General features: G+C 42.3%; 21 protein-coding genes. 9 read left to right on the forward strand and 12 right to left on the reverse strand.

Features of this window, described 5'->3' with window-relative positions; genetic code table 11:
- Positions 1-46: 46 nt before the first annotated feature.
- Positions 47-622 carry an NAD(P)H oxidoreductase gene (locus ACU1JV_RS25130; protein WP_413986105.1) on the reverse strand — a complete coding sequence of 192 codons (576 nt, stop codon included), beginning with the start codon at positions 620-622 and terminating at the stop codon, positions 47-49.
- Positions 623-853: 231 nt separating this feature from the next.
- On the opposite strand from ACU1JV_RS25130, the gene ACU1JV_RS25135 reads away from it, so the two are divergent.
- Positions 854-1,237, forward strand: a complete 384-nt coding sequence (locus ACU1JV_RS25135; protein WP_013371054.1) for a winged helix-turn-helix transcriptional regulator — start codon at positions 854-856, stop codon at positions 1,235-1,237.
- 72 nt (positions 1,238-1,309) lie between these two features.
- On the opposite strand, the gene ACU1JV_RS25140 is transcribed toward ACU1JV_RS25135, so the two are convergent.
- Positions 1,310-1,738 carry a VOC family protein gene (locus ACU1JV_RS25140; RefSeq protein ID WP_013371055.1) on the reverse strand — a complete coding sequence of 143 codons (429 nt, stop codon included), beginning with the start codon at positions 1,736-1,738 and terminating at the stop codon, positions 1,310-1,312.
- Positions 1,739-1,949: 211 nt separating this feature from the next.
- Here ACU1JV_RS25140 and ACU1JV_RS25145 point away from each other — a divergent pair, with 211 nt between their 5' ends.
- Together ACU1JV_RS25145 and ACU1JV_RS25150 are read left to right on the forward strand one after the other, a co-directional pair.
- Entirely contained in the window at positions 1,950-2,141 is a 192-nt protein-coding gene (locus ACU1JV_RS25145; protein WP_137078458.1) for a DUF3934 family protein, read from the forward strand.
- 137 nt (positions 2,142-2,278) lie between these two features.
- A complete protein-coding gene (locus ACU1JV_RS25150; protein WP_013371058.1) occupies positions 2,279-2,971 on the forward strand; it encodes a pseudouridine synthase in 693 nt (230 codons plus the stop codon).
- Between the two features lie 53 nt (positions 2,972-3,024).
- Here ACU1JV_RS25150 and ACU1JV_RS25155 read toward each other — a convergent pair whose 3' ends face one another.
- Genes ACU1JV_RS25155 through ACU1JV_RS25170 form a run of 4 tightly spaced genes read right to left on the reverse strand, consistent with a single transcriptional unit; the run spans position 3,025 to position 7,019 of the window.
- Positions 3,025-4,125, reverse strand: a complete 1,101-nt coding sequence (locus tag ACU1JV_RS25155) for a GerAB/ArcD/ProY family transporter (RefSeq protein WP_058711096.1) — start codon at positions 4,123-4,125, stop codon at positions 3,025-3,027.
- Between the two features lie 12 nt (positions 4,126-4,137).
- Positions 4,138-4,365, reverse strand: a complete 228-nt coding sequence (locus tag ACU1JV_RS25160; protein WP_013371060.1) for a hypothetical protein — start codon at positions 4,363-4,365, stop codon at positions 4,138-4,140.
- Positions 4,366-4,371: 6 nt separating this feature from the next.
- Entirely contained in the window at positions 4,372-5,580 is a 1,209-nt protein-coding gene (locus tag ACU1JV_RS25165) for a Ger(x)C family spore germination protein (protein ID WP_013371061.1), read from the reverse strand.
- A 14-nt stretch (positions 5,581-5,594) separates the two neighbouring features.
- Complete coding sequence (locus tag ACU1JV_RS25170; protein WP_413986106.1) at positions 5,595-7,019, reverse strand: spore germination protein; 1,425 nt, start codon at positions 7,017-7,019, stop codon at positions 5,595-5,597.
- 686 nt (positions 7,020-7,705) lie between these two features.
- Here ACU1JV_RS25170 and ACU1JV_RS25175 point away from each other — a divergent pair.
- Entirely contained in the window at positions 7,706-8,557 is an 852-nt protein-coding gene (locus ACU1JV_RS25175; protein WP_413986107.1) for an alpha/beta fold hydrolase, read from the forward strand.
- 369 nt (positions 8,558-8,926) lie between these two features.
- Here ACU1JV_RS25175 and ACU1JV_RS25180 read toward each other — a convergent pair whose 3' ends face one another.
- The 3 genes from ACU1JV_RS25180 to clpP all read right to left on the reverse strand — a co-directional run bounded on the left by ACU1JV_RS25180 (position 8,927) and on the right by clpP (position 10,491).
- On the reverse strand, positions 8,927-9,592 hold the full coding sequence (locus ACU1JV_RS25180) for an MBL fold metallo-hydrolase (RefSeq protein WP_413986108.1): 666 nt from the start codon (positions 9,590-9,592) through the stop codon (positions 8,927-8,929).
- Between the two features lie 46 nt (positions 9,593-9,638).
- Positions 9,639-9,845 carry a hypothetical protein gene (locus tag ACU1JV_RS25185; protein ID WP_043885946.1) on the reverse strand — a complete coding sequence of 69 codons (207 nt, stop codon included), beginning with the start codon at positions 9,843-9,845 and terminating at the stop codon, positions 9,639-9,641.
- Between the two features lie 61 nt (positions 9,846-9,906).
- Positions 9,907-10,491 carry an ATP-dependent Clp endopeptidase proteolytic subunit ClpP gene (gene clpP / locus ACU1JV_RS25190; RefSeq protein ID WP_064963679.1) on the reverse strand — a complete coding sequence of 195 codons (585 nt, stop codon included), beginning with the start codon at positions 10,489-10,491 and terminating at the stop codon, positions 9,907-9,909.
- Between the two features lie 199 nt (positions 10,492-10,690).
- Between clpP and ACU1JV_RS25195 the strand changes: the two genes are divergently transcribed.
- Positions 10,691-11,416: an RNA polymerase sigma factor gene (locus ACU1JV_RS25195; protein WP_413986109.1), complete on the forward strand. Its 726-nt coding sequence runs from the start codon at positions 10,691-10,693 to the stop codon at positions 11,414-11,416.
- Positions 11,417-11,509: 93 nt separating this feature from the next.
- Complete coding sequence (locus ACU1JV_RS25200) at positions 11,510-12,220, forward strand: alpha/beta hydrolase (RefSeq protein ID WP_129549238.1); 711 nt, start codon at positions 11,510-11,512, stop codon at positions 12,218-12,220.
- Between the two features lie 153 nt (positions 12,221-12,373).
- Here ACU1JV_RS25200 and ACU1JV_RS25205 read toward each other — a convergent pair whose 3' ends face one another.
- From ACU1JV_RS25205 to ACU1JV_RS25215, 3 genes are all read right to left on the reverse strand, one after another.
- Positions 12,374-12,904 carry a DUF4303 domain-containing protein gene (locus ACU1JV_RS25205; RefSeq protein ID WP_413986110.1) on the reverse strand — a complete coding sequence of 177 codons (531 nt, stop codon included), beginning with the start codon at positions 12,902-12,904 and terminating at the stop codon, positions 12,374-12,376.
- Positions 12,905-13,147: 243 nt separating this feature from the next.
- The gene (gene map, locus ACU1JV_RS25210) at positions 13,148-13,894 is read right to left on the reverse strand and encodes a type I methionyl aminopeptidase (RefSeq protein ID WP_013371089.1); all 747 of its coding nucleotides are present in this window, start codon (positions 13,892-13,894) and stop codon (positions 13,148-13,150) included.
- A 26-nt stretch (positions 13,895-13,920) separates the two neighbouring features.
- Positions 13,921-14,667: a TetR/AcrR family transcriptional regulator gene (locus tag ACU1JV_RS25215; RefSeq protein WP_165083586.1), complete on the reverse strand. Its 747-nt coding sequence runs from the start codon at positions 14,665-14,667 to the stop codon at positions 13,921-13,923.
- A 342-nt stretch (positions 14,668-15,009) separates the two neighbouring features.
- On the opposite strand from ACU1JV_RS25215, the gene ACU1JV_RS25220 reads away from it, so the two are divergent.
- The 3 genes from ACU1JV_RS25220 to ACU1JV_RS25230 all read left to right on the forward strand — a co-directional run bounded on the left by ACU1JV_RS25220 (position 15,010) and on the right by ACU1JV_RS25230 (position 18,922).
- On the forward strand, positions 15,010-15,279 hold the full coding sequence (locus ACU1JV_RS25220) for a CD3324 family protein (RefSeq protein ID WP_013371091.1): 270 nt from the start codon (positions 15,010-15,012) through the stop codon (positions 15,277-15,279).
- Positions 15,280-15,639: 360 nt separating this feature from the next.
- Positions 15,640-16,644 (forward strand): alpha/beta hydrolase fold domain-containing protein, encoded by a 1,005-nt coding sequence (locus ACU1JV_RS25225; RefSeq protein WP_058831308.1) that lies wholly within the window; start codon positions 15,640-15,642, stop codon positions 16,642-16,644.
- A 202-nt stretch (positions 16,645-16,846) separates the two neighbouring features.
- Positions 16,847-18,922, forward strand: a complete 2,076-nt coding sequence (locus ACU1JV_RS25230) for a thioredoxin domain-containing protein (protein ID WP_058831307.1) — start codon at positions 16,847-16,849, stop codon at positions 18,920-18,922.
- Positions 18,923-19,108: the final 186 nt, after the last annotated feature.

The raw sequence follows: 19,108 nt of genomic DNA on the forward strand, positions 1-19,108 counted from the left end.
CCATGTCCATGGAAAATATGGCTGGGTTAGCGTCTTGTAATTAAACCTAATCTTTGGCATAATTTAAACCCAAGCGATAAGCTTGGTCCAGCAGTATTTCATAATGATCGGAATTTGAACCCAGTGTCTCATCTAAGAATTCAACCTTGGAATTGGAAACACCGCAATAATCTGCAATACCCACATTCAGCAAATGAGTAATCATTTCATCATAGTTGCGCTTTTTCAGCTGTTCTTTCGAAACGCCGGCCAAGCCAATCCATAAGATATGCTGATGATGAAGGTTATTCGAACCGTACGCAAACCCATTGTTCCATACACGATCAATATAACCCTTCAGCATAGCTGGCAAATGCCACCACCAAAGTGGAAAAATAAATGCCAACGCGTCATGCTCCTTCATCCGCTTTATTTCCATTTCTACTTCAGGGGAAAAGGACTGTTCCTCAACGGACCAGTCTGGTTCATCTACTCCTTTTAAAACAGGATCAAAACCGATCCCATGCAAATCCAATATCTCATAATCGTGGCCCACATCGGCAAGACCTTGTACGAAACGACCGGCAACCTTAAAGGTCAAGGAATCTTTTCTTGGATGTGAAACAACGACGAGTACTTTCATGTTTTCACTACCTTTCTTAATAGGCTAACTTCTAGGCATGCTCAATGCTTGCTGCTATTATAAACAGTAGGAAAATAATCTGGAAGTACGCACTTTTACGTTCTATAGGATGATACAGGTGCCATAGGAACATGGAAGTGCCCTAGGTAGATTACCTAAACTGACCTGGGTCACGAATTGAAGTGATGGGTTGTTCTGAGCAAACGTAGCCTTCTAAAGGAGGATTAAGGAATGAATGAACCGACCAAAAATAGGGTTCAAAAGAAGTATCAAGTTGGAGTGGAAGCAGCTTTAGAGGTAATGGGAGGAAAATGGAAGCCTTTAATTATCTACCATCTGATGACAGGACGGAAACGATCGTCTGAGTTTCGTAGGTTAATGCCCGGTATTACTCAAAAAATGCTGACCACTCAGCTCAGAAGTCTGGAAAAGGATGGGATTGTTACACGAAAGGTTTTTAATGAAATCCCACCTAAAGTGGAGTATGAGTTAACGCACTACGGCTGGGGATTAAAACCCGCGCTAGATCATTTATGCTATTGGGGAGAGGATCACCTGGATAAGATCCATGGAGACAAATTCAAGGTTTTAGAAGAATTCCAAGGCTGCGACTGATATTAAGCCCTCATAAAGCATTCAATCAGATAGCTTGTGAGGGCTTAACTGTCCGTAAGACAATATAAAAGGCTAACTGTCGGTCATTCCGTTGTCATAACTTAATTGCCATTCAATTCCGAACCTATCCTTGAGGCTGCCGTAACATTTGCTCCAGAATGTTTCTTGAAGTTCCATGTTTACGGTCCCGCCTTCTTTTAACTTATGAAAGTACGATCGAATTTTCTCTTCGTCCTTATTGACGATGGCGAGGCTGATGTTGTTTCCCGCAACAAAAGGCATACCAGGAAAAACGTCTGAAAACATCACATTACTACCATCAATTTGAAGCCGCGTATGCATGACCAAATTTTTGGCTTCTTCTGGTAGAGGATAATCGGGGTTGGGCGGTGCTTCACCGAACGTCATGATCTTTGGTTTCTCAGTCCCAAATGCCTCTGCGTAAAATTCTGCTGCCTCGCGACAGTTTCCATTAAAGTTAAGATAAACATCAACTGACATGTGTTTCACTCCTTTAAGGATCATTATTTTTCCATACTATACGATCTTCATTTCATTATTTACCTGCAAACAAACAAAAATACAATAAGATCCATTTTACAAAAGTATTTACGGCTTAACATGTTCAATTTTTAAAACAAATGGGCATTATGATCAAAGTAATGGTATGATAGCTTAGTTAAATCTGAACGACTAGTCATGGAGTGATTATATGGGTGGAAAAAGTAAGGGTGGCGGAACCGGCAGAGGTACGGGAAGTAAAGGCTGGACACGCTGGAACAAAACGGCGAAGCCTGTAAGGAGAAAAAGCGCTGCTACCGGTGCACCAGGAAATACAGCGGCAGGAGCTGCAAAAGGCGGCGCTGCCAAGCCAATTGATAACAGAGGCGGCAGAAGTAAGTAGGCCGAGCATGTATAGGGTTGTTTTTAAAAGGCTAACATCTGATTACGTACGCATAATCAGATGTTTTTTTAGTGGATTAAAGACTACCGCCTGTATTGATCCATATTTCTCATACTATAACGTAAAATAGGTGAATCATGCGAATTAACAAGTACATTAGTGAGACAGGATTCTGCTCACGTCGGGAAACGAACAGGCTGATTGCAGCAGGGCGAATTACAATTAATGGCAGCGTATGTGAAGCGGGAGCGGAAGTAGAACCACTGGATATCGTGTTGATCGATGGGAAGCCTATTCCGATTAATCATAGTGAACCCGTATATTTGGCATTAAATAAGCCTATCGGCATTGTATGTACGGCAGCGGAGCAAGTGGAGGGCAATATTATTCGTTATGTCAATTATCCTTCACGTATTTTTGCCATTGGCAGGCTGGATAAGGCGTCAGAAGGGCTCATTTTATTAACGAACGATGGAAGCATTGTCAATCAAATGATGCGTTCCGAGCATGGTCATGAGAAGGAATATGTGGTGACTGTAGACAAACCTGTTACAGATGAATTTACACAGACCATGTCTCGTGGCGTTGAAATATTGAACGTCATTACCAAACCGTGCAAGGTTGATCGTATAAGCGAATACGAGTTCCGTATTATTTTGACACAGGGTCTAAACCTGCAAATTCGTAGAATGTGCAAGGCTTTGGGCTACAGGGTGCTCAAGCTGGAGCGTGTTCGAATTATGAATATTACATTGGATCATCTGGAGCGTGGGCAATGGAGACATCTTGAGAAGGAGGAACTGGAGCTACTTCTCGCTAAATTGCAATAATGAGTACAACAAAAGTTTATTTGAAGGCAATATGTTCATACGGCCAACGCAACTTAGTGATACTTTTTACGTAATTTCAACGAGCCGCCTAACTTACCCACCAGCCATAGCACAATAGGAAACACAATACCGAAAATCATGGCGTAAAAAGGCCATACTGAAAAAAACTTGTTTATAAATTGCATGTTTGGCCAAATAGAATGAACCATTGCTATTGCGATTAGGATCAAAGGAACTAAGAGAGAGTTAGCGTTTCGAAGGCGAAAAGCATCTGCAAGCCCTTGTGCTGAAACATATAAAAGCAGTGCGAGTCGGAAAAAAATAGTGACAAACCAGAACACTGCAACGAAAATTTCAAACCGTTGAAGAAACTCTCCGCTACTGATTGTTCGGTTAATAAAAAAAGTAGGAAATGTCAAATTAGATACAACACCTTCACTCATCACGGCGATTATTTGTAGAACCATGAGAAAATACATGCCGCCGCTAATCAAAGCAGATGTTATCACTGTCTTTCTCCACTTTTTTGGATCAGGGATGTACTGTGCAAAAAAAAGATACAGAAATGCCTCAAGATAGGGAAAGGCAAACAAATTGAACGAAGCGAGAACGATAGGGTTCAAACCATACTCAAAAATAGGGAGCACATTATCTATTTTGCTCTCAGGAAGAAGGGTAATCCTGACTAAAAGATACAGAACAAGAAGGAAAAAAAACAGGATTTCCGCACAACGGCCAATTACAGCGGGGCCTGATCGAACGGCGAAATAAATGACTATAAGCATGATGAAATATATGGCGTCGGGGGGAGTTTCAGGCATAATAGCTATCGTGATAAAGTCGCCTAGATTTCGAAGCGTCATGATGAACACAAGAAAGGGAAAGAAAAAAATGAAAACGATACTGATCGTTCCGCCCAAGGGACCGAAGAGGCAACGGAGATACTCTACGAAAGATTTCCCCTGTATTTGCCTAGCGATGGAGGTATATAAAGGTATCAATAACAGATAAAACCCTAAGGAGATTGGGATGGAGAGCCAGGCATCTTGTTTAGCGGCAGCGGTAATTGCCGCTGGGAGTACCAGATATGCGCTTCCTATTTGATATAATGCAAACCACATAATAGCTTGCCGAACGGTCAAGTTGGAATTCACCTTAATACCTCCTTAAGATAACATTTCTGTAAGTAAACGGCTTATCGGTTGAAATAGGATTTGAATGCCTGTTAGTGGAGTCGGCAGTTTAATGCTGACGATCCGTAGGATAATCAATATAACGCCTATAATCAACAATATTGAGCTGAATACAATTTCACGTACATATTGTTTCTCTTTAAATTTTTTAAACTCATACAACGATGTTAAAATGGAAGTTACGAGAATCACATAAAGCATATGCATTCACTCCTGATTGTGTATTCCCATATCAATTGGACTAGTGATGTCTCCGAACCGAACTAAACGATAATTGAGCTGAATATCCACTTTAAGTGTTTGGAATTTTTGTGGCCAATCCTCTTTCCATCTATGCCATTCACGCGGGAATTTGCGGTGAAAAGCTTCTCCAAACCCGAATATATCGGAACCGATTTGTTGTGCGTGCGAAATGCCTTTCTTCAAAGACTGTTGCAGATGCTCTTTAGCTGATTCTTGAAGATCTCTAAATGTCTCTTCATTCTTAGGGTTGGCATTGCACGAGATTGTTCCGATATTGGATTCTGTATCCACAATAAGAGAAATACGCGGCTCATGGTCTATTATTTCTGGATGTATTTTTACTTTGGAACGGATTACTTCAACAACAAATTTTCCTTTGGAATTCGGACAATCGATGGAAGCTACGGTACTGGAAACACGGTTGGATATATAGGTAAATGCTTTACTTTGTGAATCATCCATCCAATCGATAAGTCGATCGCCCTTGAAAACACCAATTCCAGTGAAAAAATATTTAACATGTTGAGGCGACTTTGTCACATTATCAATAGTCAGACCTTTTTCTACGTTTGTCAGTCGAATACCGGTGAGAACTGGTTCAATGCCATCCTCCGTAAATTTCTGCAAAAGATCTTTTACATTGACCGCGGAAGTTGGAGCCCATGCTTTTTCAGAAATCTTTAATGCTTTATACATATCCATTGCAGGCAAAACCTCGGTTGGAGCTACAAAAGTAACGGCCTCCTTTGCCGAGTTTTCTCTGACAACGGCCAAATAGAAATCAGGCCGAACTTCATGATCACGGAATAGAAAGTCCAGCGGCTCCTTGATTCCTTTTTTTGCGGTTTTCTCATCAAAAATGACAAACTTTAAGTGAGACATATACATTTTGCGGGACGATTCGGTTGTTAATTTTCGAATAGCCTCAAATATGGTATCGGCGCGTTTGGAAAAAACGATCGTTGGCGTCCGTTCCGTGGGGGAATTCTGAGACATTTTCGATGGGTCAACCACCTGTAAACTGACTTCATATTGGTCATCAACAGCATCAATGCCCAGAGCCATCACGACGGAAATTGCGCTCAATTCCTTACTATTCCAACAACCCGTAAGAAACACCATTAGCCAGATGCACATAAACAGTAATAAAATGGTGGATCGATACGAATTCATGATGGTCTACTCCTTTAGTTTTTGCGATGTTTTTTTGTCCTATATGGAAAACGCAATATTGCGTCCCTCTGCTCCGACGATTTGTAATTGGCAAAGGGGCTCAAATACGGTACACCGAATGAATGAAGCCCATTCAGATGTACAAAGAGCATAAGAATACCAACAGTCAACCCGTACACACCAAACATAGCGGCTATGCCTATGAAGGCGAAACGTAATATCCGGATTGGAATGGCAAAGGTGTACGAGGGAATGACAAAGCTGGAAATGGCCGTTATTGCAACAACAATGACCATAACAGCCGAAACGATGTTTGCTTCTACAGCTGCCTGGCCGATCACGATGGACCCGACAATAGAAACGGCTTGACCAACCGTCCGTGGCATACGAAGGCCTGCCTCCCTCAGAATTTCAAAAACCACTTCCATGATCATCGCCTCAACAAATGCGGGAAACGGTACTCCTTCACGTTGCGCGGATAAGCTTAATAATAAAACGGTTGGAATCATATCCTGATGGAATGTCGTTAATGCGACATAAATGGCCGGAGCCAACATACAGATTGCCAGGCAGATGTACCTTAATATTCGAATGATACTACTGTAAACAAAGGATTGATAATAATCTTCTGCGGATTGAAGGAAATCTGCAAACACCGCAGGTGCAAGGATGGCGAAGGGAGATCCATCCACAAATATCGCTATTTTCCCCTCCATAATTCCTGCTGCAATGGAGTCTGGGCGATCTGAATTGTAAAAGAGCGGAAATATCGTGAGTTGTTTATCATGGAGACATTCTTCCAAATATTCGCTTTCAAGCACGCCTTCTACATGCATGTTCTTTAACTTGGATGTCATGTCCTGCACCTTTTTGGGGTCAGCGACCCCATGTAAATACATGACGGATATATCGGTCTTAGTTTTTTCGCCAACTTTCATGGTAGTTAGACGTACTCTTGTATCCTTCACCCTTCGGCGAACCATAGTCGTATTCGTACGTAAAGTTTCTGTAAACGCTTCTTGCGGACCTCTGACCACTGGCTGCGTCTTCGAGTCCGAAATGCTGCGTTCTTCCCATCCAGGCAAAGAAATGACCAATCCTTCATCCATATCGTCTAGGAGGAGGAGAAGACCACCTGAGAGGATCTGTTCCAAGGCATCTTCAAAGTTTTGAGTAAAGCTTGCTTCACCAATGTCCAAAATTGCGTTTTTCAATAACGGTAAAGTGATCTCGTCAGAGGAGACACGATCATGCAACGGACGGATCACATTGTCCTGTACCTTTTGCATGTCAGTCATGCCGTCCAAATAAAAAAGAGCGGCGTGTTTATGACCAGTCGTGATCTCACGAACAACAAAATCCGAACTGTTTCCCATGAAGTCACAAATGAGCTCGATATTCCGGTATAATGGTCTTGAAAATTTGGTATGTAACTTCATTGTTCCCCTCCTCAGATTCGTAGTATTAACAATAATCCGAAATAATACCACAATAATCCATGATTAATTATTCAAACAGGCTACAGATGACTATCCTTTTTTGGAATAGTTTACTTGTGTAGTATAATATTTTTGACGGATATTCTTTACTGTCAATTCATTTAAACATCCAAATAGAGAGGTATTTGATCATGCTATTCATTACAAAAAAATTGATCGACAAGCTAGCAGAACCTCATAGAGAATCTGACATGCTCATCTGCTATTCAACTCCACAGAGCTTTTCGGCTTATACAAGTCGAGCCATATTACTCTTAAATAATGATCGGATTATTATCCTTTTCCTCAATCTATTTTCCACAAAAGTAGTACAAAAAGTTGAATATGAAATAGCTGATTTACAAGAACAAAAATATCATTCTGGACACCTGTCTTCTGCAATATGGTCATTTAAAATCAAAGGCCAGCACAGTAGGTTCAGGATAATCAAAAAAATTCTTACGCTTGGCTCTATGCAAAGAGATTTTCTAAATTTCTTGCAACAAAATATCTTAAACTAGCGACCGATTAGATCGGTAATTCCTGTCTGTCTAAGGCAGAGGCACTGGAAGTACTTAATGAGGATAAGTGATGAAGGTAATATTCGGTGTTTTTTTGTTATATATCATTGAAGGGAGGAATTCTACATGAATGAACTACTTATAAAAAGCGATGGAATAGAAATCTGTAGTGAGAGTTTCGGCGAGCGAGTTCACCCAGCAATATTATTGATTATGGGCGCTCAATCCTCACTGATCTGGTGGGAGGAAGAATTTTGCCGGCGTTTAGCTGATACAGGTCGGTTTGTCGTTCGTTATGATAACCGAGATGTCGGACGTTCTACAACTTATGAACCGGGTCAACCAGACTATACTTTTGAAGACATGGCAGATGATGCGATTCGAGTTTTGGATGCTTATAAGATTGAACAAGCGCATATCGTAGGGATGTCTATGGGCGGAATGCTGACTCAGATGATAGCTCTACGACATCCAGACAGAGTATTAACGGTGACTCTTTTAGCCACGTCCAATTTTGCTCTCGATCTTCCACCGATGGAGGAAAAGGTTATGGACTACTTCTCGAATATGGAAGCAATAGATTGGACGAACGAACAATCGGTGGTTGATTTTGTGGTAGGTAGATCAAGAATTCTAGTAGGTTCAAAGCATTCCTTCGATGAGAATAAGGTGTATCAACTGGCAAAAGAAGAATGGAAAAGAAGCGACAATATGGCTAGTATAAATAATCACGCAATGCTGTCAGGTGGAGAATCCTATTTGGCCAGGACAGGGGAAATAAACGTTCCTACACTGGTTATACACAGTACTGAAGATCCGATTATCCCTTATGAACATGGAATACATCTTGCTAACGAAATTCCGCGTGCGTTTTTACTGGCATTGGAAGGTGCCGGACATGAGATTCACTATGACGACTGGGATTTGATTATCGATTCAATTTCAAAACACACTTCAAGTGGCGGCAAGTATTTATAGTTTGGAAGATTAATAGAGAAATTAACACTATGCATGTTTTGGTCAATACTTTCGTAAAAAGGCGGTTTCCCCTTTTGGGGAAACCGTACATTATACATAATTGATTTAAATATTTATGCAATATCAGCATTAACAATACTCTGAATTTTTTTATGTGAAATACTTTTAGTGTTTATCCATCTTTGTTATAGGAACTTCATCGTTTCATTAAATGCTAACTCCCTGTGGCCTGCTTGGCAGTGTTGCTCACCCTCCGTTTCTTTAGTAAATACTGTTAAAGTCAATCACGAATTAACAAAGTGTTATTTAAAATAATCCTTCTTGTTTGCAACATCGTTTCACCAAAAGGTAGCTTGCTAAACTTTAACTTTATAATTCTTGGGTAAGTCCTAATATCTGATCATGTATATCTACATTACTTAATCCACCGTGAAAACAAACCACCGATGCAATGTCGAGATCTAAGTACTTTTTCAATGAGAGACAAGCTGCATTCATATCCGGTGTGGTCGGAGCATGAATTCCTCTGAGAATCCCGTTTTCACTGTACATCGAATCCCCGGCAATGAGAATCTTACTTTGCTTTAAATAAAGGCTGATATGACCAGGGGTATGTCCAGGAGTATGGATGACTCGAATTGTTCCGCAAAACGGCAGCTCCTGACCGTCTATTAAGGTAGCATCCACTTGGCCCTTTGGAGGATTCTCAAGGTGACTATCTTTGAAAAGAGGGATCTCCCCCTGAATATATGGCTTATCCAGCTCATGTGCATATGCTTTAATATTGTTGCCACACTCCTGCAAAATCTCAGGAAGACAACCTATATGATCCACATCCTGATGTGTCAAAATCACAGCTTTTAGTTTGTCGAACGATACGCCTACCTTTTCCATAGCCACGCGTAAATCTTCCATTTGTCCAGGGAATCCTGTATCTATTAAAACAGCCAATTCTTGATCCCATAAAAGAATGGGGTGAATCCTATGCCCACGAAAATCTAGCTGAAGCATTTCTACTCCCTGTGAAATTTCCATAATATCGGGCCTCCGTAAAACGAAATTACCACCCATGAAAATAGGTTCAAGGGGCGAATCCAACTCTGTGGCGTTGCCGTTCCTTAATGTCAATGGATACGGTGCGAATAGATGTAATAGGAATAACAAATGTCTGATATTGCGTAAGGTATTTTACGAACTTGTCGTCAATCTGATCCAATATTCCGTCGCATACATTTGTCCCATCTATAAAATGAATAGTTACTTCCTTACCTTGTAAGCTTGCTAACATGATATCACCTCGTTTGTTTTCTTGAAGTTTCTTGCCGGATCATTGAAATCTTGAACATACTCTACAAAGAAGTTATCACTTGATCAATAACACCATATTCGAGTGCCTCCTGTGCGGACATGTAAAAATCCCGGTCCATATCTTTTTCGACTTTTTCAAAAGATTGCCCGGTCCGTTCAGCTGTGATACGGGTTGCCTTTTCACGAGTCCATAAAATTCGTTTTGCGCTGATCGCAATATCGCTGGCCTGGCCTTGTGCGCCGCCGTGCGGCTGATGGATCATAATTTCACTGTTCGGCAGTGCAGAACGTTTTCCTTTGGCACCAGCCAGCAAGAGGATGGCGCCAAACGAAGCAGCAAATCCCGTACATATCGTATGCACCTCGGGCTTGATGTACTGCATCGTATCATAAATGGCAAATCCTGCGGAAGTAGAGCCACCTGGGCTGTTGATATACATGTAAATATCTTTTTCCGGATCTTCTGCCGCCAGGAACAACAATTGAGCAATAATACTGTTAGCCAATTGATCGTCGATGGCTGCCCCTACAAACACAATACGATCCTTTAACAATCTGGAATAGATATCGTACGATCTTTCACCTTGAGCAGTTTGCTCCACCACATAAGGAACATAAACACTCATTTTTCATACCCCCATTTTCTTGGTTCAGTTGATTTCTTCTTGTAAACGAACCGAGACCGTAAAAAGATACGGAGTTTTAATGGGAAAAATGATTTGCGTATATGGTGTAACTTCTATAACCCCTTGTTCGTTTACAATGAAGGTAGCAAATGGCTTTGCTTTAGCAGAGGGCAGAATATGACCGTAGAGGAGAAGGCCTATGAACATAGAAGATTCTGTACAGATGACAGACAATTCAGTGAACATCCACAACTTTGATGAATTACAGGCGGTCCTGAAAAGTTACTGTCTGTCGCTTACGAAATCAAATTGGGATGCGGAAGAATTGGCGCAGGACACTTGGGTAAAAGCATTAGGAAAGTTAAATAAATTCGAGCATACAAATCCCAAGGCACTGTTGATGCGGATTGCTAAAAACACCTGGATTGATGATATACGGAGAAAAGCAGTCTACACTCGAATATTGAATAGGGAACAAGCGAAAGTAACTGTACCGGATCATGGATCTTTTGAAATCGAGATCGCGTTGCAGTCCTTAATGAATCATTTATCTGCGCTTCAGAGAACTGTTTTTTTGCTGCGAGATGTGTTTGGATATTCGATTCGTGAGACATCCGACATGCTTGAAACAACGGAGGGAGCGGTAAAAGTTGCACTTCATCGGGCACGAAAATCGCTAGGAGCAGTTCAGGAGGAACTCTTAAAAGGCGAATTATCCTTACCAGAAAGTGAAAAATCGAAAACTTTTCTAAGGGCATTAACGGCTGCATATCAGATGGGAGATATTGCAACTTTGGTTATGCTTTCCTACCAGGATGTAATAGAACCAGAAGTTATGATCAGTATCGTCAATAATAAGTTGCTCTGGAGTCACGTCTCAGCAAAACAAGCGAATTTCGATACCATAAGTATGATGGCGGCGTAGTTTTTCTTACCATCGTAGTATCATAAGATAGAATCACAAAGAATATTTTGATAAGGAAGACAACAACAAGCTGTTTTAAGCGAGGATAAAGTAATGATAAAGCAAAAATTGAAAATCGAGGGCATCCCGGCAATTTTGTGGGGTGGTGAATCAGATAAGGTATTTATAGCTATCCACGGTAATATGTCAAACAAGGCAGATGATGTGATCGTTATATTTGCAGAAGAAGCAACGGCACAAGGGTATCAAGTCATTAGTTTTGATTTGCCTGAACATGGTGACCGCAAAGAAGAAACCTACGTCTGTAAAGTTCAAAATTGTGTTCATGATCTTGACATCATCATGCGTTACACACAAAAGCAATGGCATGAAATTAGTATCTTCGCTTGTAGCATGGGTGCGTATTTTAGTTTACTTGCTTATCATCATCTCCCACTAAAACAATGTCTGTTTCTTTCTCCAGTGCTAGATATGGAGAGAATAATCAAAAATATGATGACATGGTTCAGTGTAAGTGAGGATAGATTAAAAGTTGAAAAAGAAATATCTACACCCATTGGGCAAACACTTTATTGGGATTATTACTGCTATGTTAAATCGCATCCAATTGATACATGGAATAAGCCAACTGCCATACTTTATGGCTCTGAAGATGACTTGTGTGAATATGACGTCATATCTACGTTTGCAAGCCGATTTCATTGCCAGCTAAAAGTGATGGAACGTGGAAAGCATTATTTTCACACCAAAGAGCAACTACAGTTTTATAGACAGTGGTTGAAAGAACATGTAACCGCAAAATAAGCATATGGGAAGCAAGGAGTTGATCTCGCTGCTTCCCATTTAACGTACCTTCCAGCGCCGTATTTATCTTCAAAAGGTTACAAATAAGTAGCTGGTAAGTGAGTGTTTGAGATTGGAAAAAAGTTAAACCATGTGAAAGAGAATGATTTAGTATTATTGATAACGATGCAAGAAGCCATCAACTAATTTGGCATTTGTCATCTGAATTACAGACTGATCTTCCAGTTCCTCGGCCATATCATCATCTGTCATGGACACGAAAAAAATAATATCTTCTTTGGACTGACCGAATTGAGTAAAAAGTACATCGTCGGTTTCTTTAACTACCTTGGCTATAATTTTTATCATTTCATCTTTATAGTCCAACACATTGTCGGTTGCATACAGAAATTTGCTAATATGATTGAGGTGTGTTGTATCGCCATATTGATATTCGCTTAATCCCCATCTGTAATAAATTTCATCTTCCTTGCTGTTACACAGGTCTTGGGCTTTCATGTTTGTGATATGTCTAACAAGTGATTCCTCCGTATTAACAGCTAGAAATAAGGTGACAAAATCGCTGTCTGTGCCAAACGCGCAAGCGTAAACTTTTTCATCCTTCACTTCTTCCAGTATGCTTTTGAGATCTTCCAAAAATCCTGCTCTAAATCTTTCCTCAAATTCACTCAGAAAATTGCTCATCTGGTTCATATACTCCTTTATGAGTTTTATGCTTGATTATACTTTACTATTATTAGCACGACTCGTGTAGCCTACCACAATTATAGGAACTTGGATTGGTACGAAACAAATAAGCCTAGAACCTTTCCAGCAGTTGGTTTAGAAATTTTGGTGTAGCATTTTGGATTGAGCTATTGGTTGCTCAGCCAATAGCAAGATTTACAATGAAAAAAATATATGCAAGATAGGCGTTCGTCTTTATTCTTACTGGGCCGTTAAAATCAGTGGGCCGTCCTGCGTAACTGCAATCGTATGCTCATATTGCGCCGACAACTTGCCGTCGGCCGTTCTCGCCGTCCACTGATCGTCGTCGATCGTGATACGGAACGTACCTTCGTTGATCATCGGTTCAATCGTAAACACCATGCCTTCCTTTAACCGAGTGCCTTTGCCAGCTACGCCGATATGCTCGTAGCTCGGTTCCTCGTGCAGGCTCCGCCCGATCCCGTGCGCGAGCAGATCGCGTACGACCGAAAAACCGTTTGCTTCCGCATGCTGTTGAATCGCCGACGTTATGTCGCCGAGCCGTCCTCCGGGGAGTGCTCGGGCGATCCCCAGATCCAAGCATTCCTTTGTCACCCTCATTAATTTTTGCGCCTCCGGTCGGATATTGCCCACCGCATAGCACCAGCACGAATCGCCGAACCATCCGCCGTATTCCACGACGATATCGAGCTTCAGCAAGTCGCCGTCCATAAGCACCTGGTTCGAAGGAATGCCGTGGGCCACCACATCGTTGACAGAAATGCAGGTTTCGGCAGGGAAACCGTTGTATCCTTTTGTAAACTGCTTGCCGCCCAGCTTGGTGATATGTCTGGCAACAAAGTCATTGATTTCCCGGGTGGTGATCCCAGGCTCGATCAGTTTAACCACCTCGCGGTAGCAGTCCGCAACGATTTGGCTCGCCGGTTTCATCTCTTCGATTTCCCTGGGTGATTTTAAAATGATCATCTTTGTCTATTCGCTCCTTATTAATTCTATAATTTTAAAAACCGGACGATATCTCTGGCCTCCTCGTGCAGCTTTCCTCGGCGAAGCGAAAGCGAGGCGCAGCCGACCAAGGCGGCCAGTAGCATTTCCGTGCGCTGTAGCCGATACGGCGGCTCCGCCGCGTTTCCGCCGGAAGCGGCAGTCCCGTCCGCCGCACGATCGGTTTCCAGCAGCGCGGCAAGCGGCGTGAGCACTTCCCGGCGAAAGGCGGCCGAGAGCGGGGCCGAGCGCCCTTCAGGCAGCGAGGCAAAGCCCTCACCGGCCAACTTATGCAGCAGGTACAGGGCGTGGTCCTCCGCCCAAAGCTGCAGCAGCCGGACGCCAGCGGCGGCGACGGGGCCAAGCTCTGTGGCAGCGGCCGTTTCGCGGCTTCCGCTTTGGGAATCCGCGACAGCCGAGTTCCCGGTGTCCGCCGCCGCAGCCAAGCCGAAATGCCCGCCTGCCGGCATCTTCTCCGAAGCCGAAGCGGGCGGGGCTTTCGGTTGAGCCTCAAGCGGGGTCTCCAGCCATCCCCCGGCCCGCTCCAATGCGTCCCATAGCAGATCGTGGAGCAAATTGCCCTTATTGCTGTAATAATGGTATACCGTGCCATAGCCGAGTCCTGCCTGCACGGCGACATCGCGGATTTCCAGTAAAGGCCCTTTATTCAAAAACACATCGGCAGCGGCTTTCCGGATTTGCGCCAGACGCCGCAGCCGGATCTCTTCGTTTTGTTCCTTTGTTCGTGGAGACATCTTGTCCGTTCACCTCTTTTATTTTTGACCTACTATTATGTCAATATAAAACATTAGCTTGCGAATAACAAGAGTGAGCAAACAAACGTCCCGGCAACACCTCGTAAACGGATGAAGATCAGGTGAGTAGAGTTATGCTATACTTGCGAAGTAAAAGGGGGTGCCTACTGATGGAGAATCTATTGGGATTGTCTGTGACTTCTTACACTCATGCAAAGCCAATTATTAGGAAAGCGTTACTTTGTATGGGGCGAAACAATTTTTTAACGCTGAATAAGCTTTTTTAATATTTTTGGCTTTGCACCTTATTTTAAAAAGAATCAAAATAAGGAGCGAGCAAAATTGAGATATACGAATGCTACAAAAGTTTTACCTCAAAAACTAATTACGGAAATTCAAAAATATGTTCAAGGAGAGACTCTGTATATTCCTAAACCAAAAACGGAGTATATGAATTGGGGCAGTTTGAGTGGCGGGAGAAGGTTGCTTGAACAGCGAAATACCGAAATCAGAAATGCTTTTCAAAATCGCAGCAGTATCGAGCAATTAGCTAAGGAGTTTTTCCTTTCTACCGAAACCATTAAGAAAATTGTGTATTCACATAAAAAGTAGGGGATACACTGGTGAATATCGATCGATATTCAATTAAGTGAACATAAATAATACCTAATTTACAAAGTGGCGTGGTACTATACTCGCGTCAATGAATTTAATTTTGGCCTCATCCAGATTCCCAAATACTTTTTTGCATTTCAATTTCTATTTCAAAGGCTGTACTTCATTTTTACATTTATTATTTTTATGTCAAAAATGATTCTAACTCGTTGTTTTCATTTATAGAGCTTATTTTAATCTTTAAAATATGAATATAAACGACAGCAACAACGGATTTGGAACGGTGCCGATTCTGAATAAATGAAGGGAAACATGTGTTGATTCATTATCGTTGAAACAAGAAAGTGGGGAAGATTTATGGGGGCGCAAAAAAGTAGAAGCAGACATCTGATTGATCCAGAAATTATCAGTGCAGTTGATTTAATACCAACAACCGACCTTACCAAATCTACACTAATGGAATCACGTAAAAACCAATCTCAAATGATGCAACAATTAGATGTAACGCAGATGTTTCCTGTTACATTGGAAAAAAGGGTTGTGCCAAGTTATTTTAACGGTCCAGATATTCAAATAGAAATCATTAAGCCCAAACAATCAAAGCATAATAAGATGCCTCTATATTATTCGATACATGGAGGCGGGATGGTCTTAGGAAGTCCAGTCGTGGATCGTCCTGCTAATGCAGCTCTTGCTGCAGAACATGGTTTCTGTTGTGTATCTGTGTACTATCGCCTAGCGCCAGAGCATGTACAGCCAAGTCAATTACAGGATTGTTATTCGGGCCTAAAATGGTGTATTGAACATGCGGAAGAGTTAGGGATAGATACTGAGAAAGTTGCCGTCGGGGGCAGTAGCGCTGGTGGCGGTTTGGCGGCTGGCTTAGCTTTGTACATTCGTGATCAGAAGGAATTCGAAATCCATCATCTAAGATTAATGAGGCCAATGCTAGATGACCGCACAAGTATCGCACCGGAGCATCCATACGCAGGCGAGTTTATTTGGACAAAACAAAGCAATTATTTTGGCTGGAAATCTGTATTGGGGGTTGAACCGGGTTCCGAGGAGGTAAGTGAATATTATGTGCCGGCCCGTGCCAAGTCTTGGGCCGGGTTGCCACCGACTTATATAAATATAGGTACCGTTGATTTATTCATTGATGAAGCCTTATTTTTTGCTAAACAACTGGTATTTGATGGTGTCTTAGTGGAATTACATGTCTATCCCGGGTACCATCATATGTCTCCCGCTTTTCCAAATGCGTATTTTTCAAAAGAAGGAGCTAGAACAAGTGAATACGCCTTACTGAAAGCTCTGAAGATATTTGATATAAATTGTAATGAGTATAATACTAAACGCTAATAAGGTATGATTGCAGTAAACAAAGCACTGTTGGAGAATATCCATCAGTGCTTTTTCATACCTACTTATGACCTGAACAAATAATTTATTGATAGATTCGGTTGAGAGTCATTATATTTTTTCTACTCTTCCGACTTTTACCACCCATTTAGGGTAAAATAATACCAAGCATAAAATCCAACTATGGAAGTGGTGATGCCCCATGTCAACGAGCAGCAAACCGAATAGATTAGCCAAGGAAAAATCACCGTACCTATTACAACATGCTTACAATCCGGTAAACTGGTTCCCTTGGTCAGATGAGGCTTTTGAAATTGCTAAGCGTGATAACAAGCCAATTTTTTTGTCGATTGGCTATTCGACTTGTCATTGGTGTCATGTGATGGAGAGAGAATCTTTTGAGGATCAAGAGGTAGCTGAGGTATTAAATCAGGATTACGTATCCATTAAAGTGGATCGAGAGGAACGTCCGGACGTGGATCATATTTATATGTCCATCTGTGAGACGATGACGGGGCATGGGGGCTGGCCGCTGACGATTATGATGACGCCGGATCAGAAGCCTTTTTTTGCGGGTACGTATTTGCCAAAGGAGCAGAAGTTTGGGCGTGTCGGACTTTTGGAGTTGCTGGGTAAGGTGGGAATCCGATGGAAAGAACAGCCGGATGAGCTGATGGAGCTGAGTGAGCAGGTACTTACCGAGCATGAACGACAGGACTTGCTTGCTGGTTATCGCGGAGAACTGGATGATCAATGCTTGAATAAAGCTTTTCATGAATACAGTCACACCTTCGATCATGAATATGGTGGCTTCGGAGAAGCACCGAAGTTTCCTTCTCCACATAACTTGTCTTTTCTGCTGCGATATGCACAACCTACGGGGAACCAGCAGGCACTGGAAATGGTAGAGAAGACGCTGGATGCGATGTCACGGGGCGGAATCTACGACCATGTAGGCATGGGATTCTCAAGGTACTCAGTGGACGAGAAATGGTTGGTGCCGCATTTTGAAAAAATGCTATATGATAACGCTTTGTTGGCCATCACGTATACAGAAGCTTGGCAGGTGACAGGCAAAAGACTGTACCGACAGATCACTGAACAAATTTTTACATATATCGCAAGAGACATGACGGATGCAGGAGGTGCCTTTTATTCGGCAGAGGACGCGGATTCTGAAGGAGAAGAGGGGAGATTTTACGTCTGGAGCGACTCTGAGATAAAGGCTGTATTGGGCGATGAGGATGCCTCTTTTTTCAACGACTTGTACGGAATCACACCTTACGGTAATTTTGAAGGTCACAACATTCCAAACCTGATTGATATCAATTTAGAAGGCTACGGGAACAAGCATGACTTGACCGAGCCAGAACTGGAGCAGCGGGTCAGTGAGCTAAAGGCCAAGCTGTTTACTGCCAGGGAGCAGCGGGTTCATCCTCAGAAGGATGACAAGATTTTGACCTCGTGGAACGGGTTGATGATTGCTGCTTTGGCCAAGGCGGGGCAAGCTTTTGGAGATACCAGATATACAGAGCAAGCTCGAAAGGCAGAGACGTTCTTGTGGAACCATTTGAGACGGGAAGACGGACGCCTATTGGCACGGTATCGGGATGGTCAGGCAGCTTACCTCGGCTATGTAGATGATTATGCTTTTTATGTGTGGGGTTTGATCGAGTTGTACCAGGCGACCTTCGATGTACAATATCTGCAGCGGGCACTGACGCTTAATCAGAATATGATTGATCTGTTTTGGGATGAAGAACGGGACGGGTTATTCTTTACCGGATCAGATAGCGAACAATTGATATCCAGACCCAAAGAAATTTATGATGGTGCGATTCCGTCGGGTAACAGCATTGCGGCCCATAATTTTGTGCGACTTGCGCGGCTAACGGGGGAAACTCGATTGGAAGACTATGCTGCCAAGCAGTTTAAGGCTTTTGGCGGGATGGTTGCTCATTACCCCTCAGGCCACTCAGCGCTGCTCAGCGCGTTGTTGTATGCGACGGGAAAGACGAGTGAGATTGTCATTGTAGGTCAAAGGAATGATCCGCAGACTGCCCAGTTCGTTCAGGAGGTTCAAGCTGGTTTTAGGCCAAATATGGTTGTTATTTTTAAGGATAAAGGACAGCCGGAGATTGCAGAAATAGCTCCTTATATCCATGATTACGATCTTGTGGATGGCAAACCAGCCGTATATGTGTGTGAACATTTTGCCTGTCAGGCACCTGTCACCCATATCGACGACCTTAAGGCTATGCTGGATAGAATAGAATAAAGCGAATTTAATCCCCTTGCGGGTGGAGCATATGGTGATTTTCGATCAATGACCTTATGTGTTGCCACCTTCAAGGGGATTATTTTATGTAAAGAGGTAGGTATAGTGTAGTGAAACTAACATTTTCTTAACATCTACATTGCATTTTTTTTAATAATTTTTAGGTATATTATATCAAAGAACCGG

The sequence above is a fragment of the Paenibacillus sp. T2-29 genome, from assembly GCF_052921365.1.

What these genes read in the sequence shown, in the direction of transcription:
- ACU1JV_RS25215 (WP_165083586.1), bottom strand. Translation starts at nt 14,667, where the DNA reads ATGTCTCCACGAACAAAGGAACAAAACGAAGAGATCCGGCTGCGGCGT.
- ACU1JV_RS25185 (WP_043885946.1), bottom strand. Translation starts at nt 9,845, where the DNA reads ATGTTAGCAAGCTTACAAGGTAAGGAAGTAACTATTCATTTTATAGAT.
- ACU1JV_RS25160 (WP_013371060.1), bottom strand. Translation starts at nt 4,365, where the DNA reads ATGCTTTATGTGATTCTCGTAACTTCCATTTTAACATCGTTGTATGAG.
- ACU1JV_RS25170 (WP_413986106.1), bottom strand. Translation starts at nt 7,019, where the DNA reads ATGAAGTTACATACCAAATTTTCAAGACCATTATACCGGAATATCGAG.
- ACU1JV_RS25225 (WP_058831308.1), top strand. Translation starts at nt 15,640, where the DNA reads ATGGGGGCGCAAAAAAGTAGAAGCAGACATCTGATTGATCCAGAAATT.
- ACU1JV_RS25145 (WP_137078458.1), top strand. Translation starts at nt 1,950, where the DNA reads ATGGGTGGAAAAAGTAAGGGTGGCGGAACCGGCAGAGGTACGGGAAGT.
- ACU1JV_RS25195 (WP_413986109.1), top strand. Translation starts at nt 10,691, where the DNA reads ATGAACATAGAAGATTCTGTACAGATGACAGACAATTCAGTGAACATC.
- ACU1JV_RS25135 (WP_013371054.1), top strand. Translation starts at nt 854, where the DNA reads ATGAATGAACCGACCAAAAATAGGGTTCAAAAGAAGTATCAAGTTGGA.
- clpP (WP_064963679.1), bottom strand. Translation starts at nt 10,491, where the DNA reads ATGAGTGTTTATGTTCCTTATGTGGTGGAGCAAACTGCTCAAGGTGAA.
- ACU1JV_RS25140 (WP_013371055.1), bottom strand. Translation starts at nt 1,738, where the DNA reads ATGTCAGTTGATGTTTATCTTAACTTTAATGGAAACTGTCGCGAGGCA.
- ACU1JV_RS25130 (WP_413986105.1), bottom strand. Translation starts at nt 622, where the DNA reads ATGAAAGTACTCGTCGTTGTTTCACATCCAAGAAAAGATTCCTTGACC.
- ACU1JV_RS25175 (WP_413986107.1), top strand. Translation starts at nt 7,706, where the DNA reads ATGAATGAACTACTTATAAAAAGCGATGGAATAGAAATCTGTAGTGAG.
- ACU1JV_RS25180 (WP_413986108.1), bottom strand. Translation starts at nt 9,592, where the DNA reads ATGGAAATTTCACAGGGAGTAGAAATGCTTCAGCTAGATTTTCGTGGG.
- ACU1JV_RS25165 (WP_013371061.1), bottom strand. Translation starts at nt 5,580, where the DNA reads ATGAATTCGTATCGATCCACCATTTTATTACTGTTTATGTGCATCTGG.
- ACU1JV_RS25205 (WP_413986110.1), bottom strand. Translation starts at nt 12,904, where the DNA reads ATGAGCAATTTTCTGAGTGAATTTGAGGAAAGATTTAGAGCAGGATTT.
- ACU1JV_RS25200 (WP_129549238.1), top strand. Translation starts at nt 11,510, where the DNA reads ATGATAAAGCAAAAATTGAAAATCGAGGGCATCCCGGCAATTTTGTGG.
- ACU1JV_RS25230 (WP_058831307.1), top strand. Translation starts at nt 16,847, where the DNA reads ATGTCAACGAGCAGCAAACCGAATAGATTAGCCAAGGAAAAATCACCG.
- map (WP_013371089.1), bottom strand. Translation starts at nt 13,894, where the DNA reads ATGATCATTTTAAAATCACCCAGGGAAATCGAAGAGATGAAACCGGCG.
- ACU1JV_RS25150 (WP_013371058.1), top strand. Translation starts at nt 2,279, where the DNA reads ATGCGAATTAACAAGTACATTAGTGAGACAGGATTCTGCTCACGTCGG.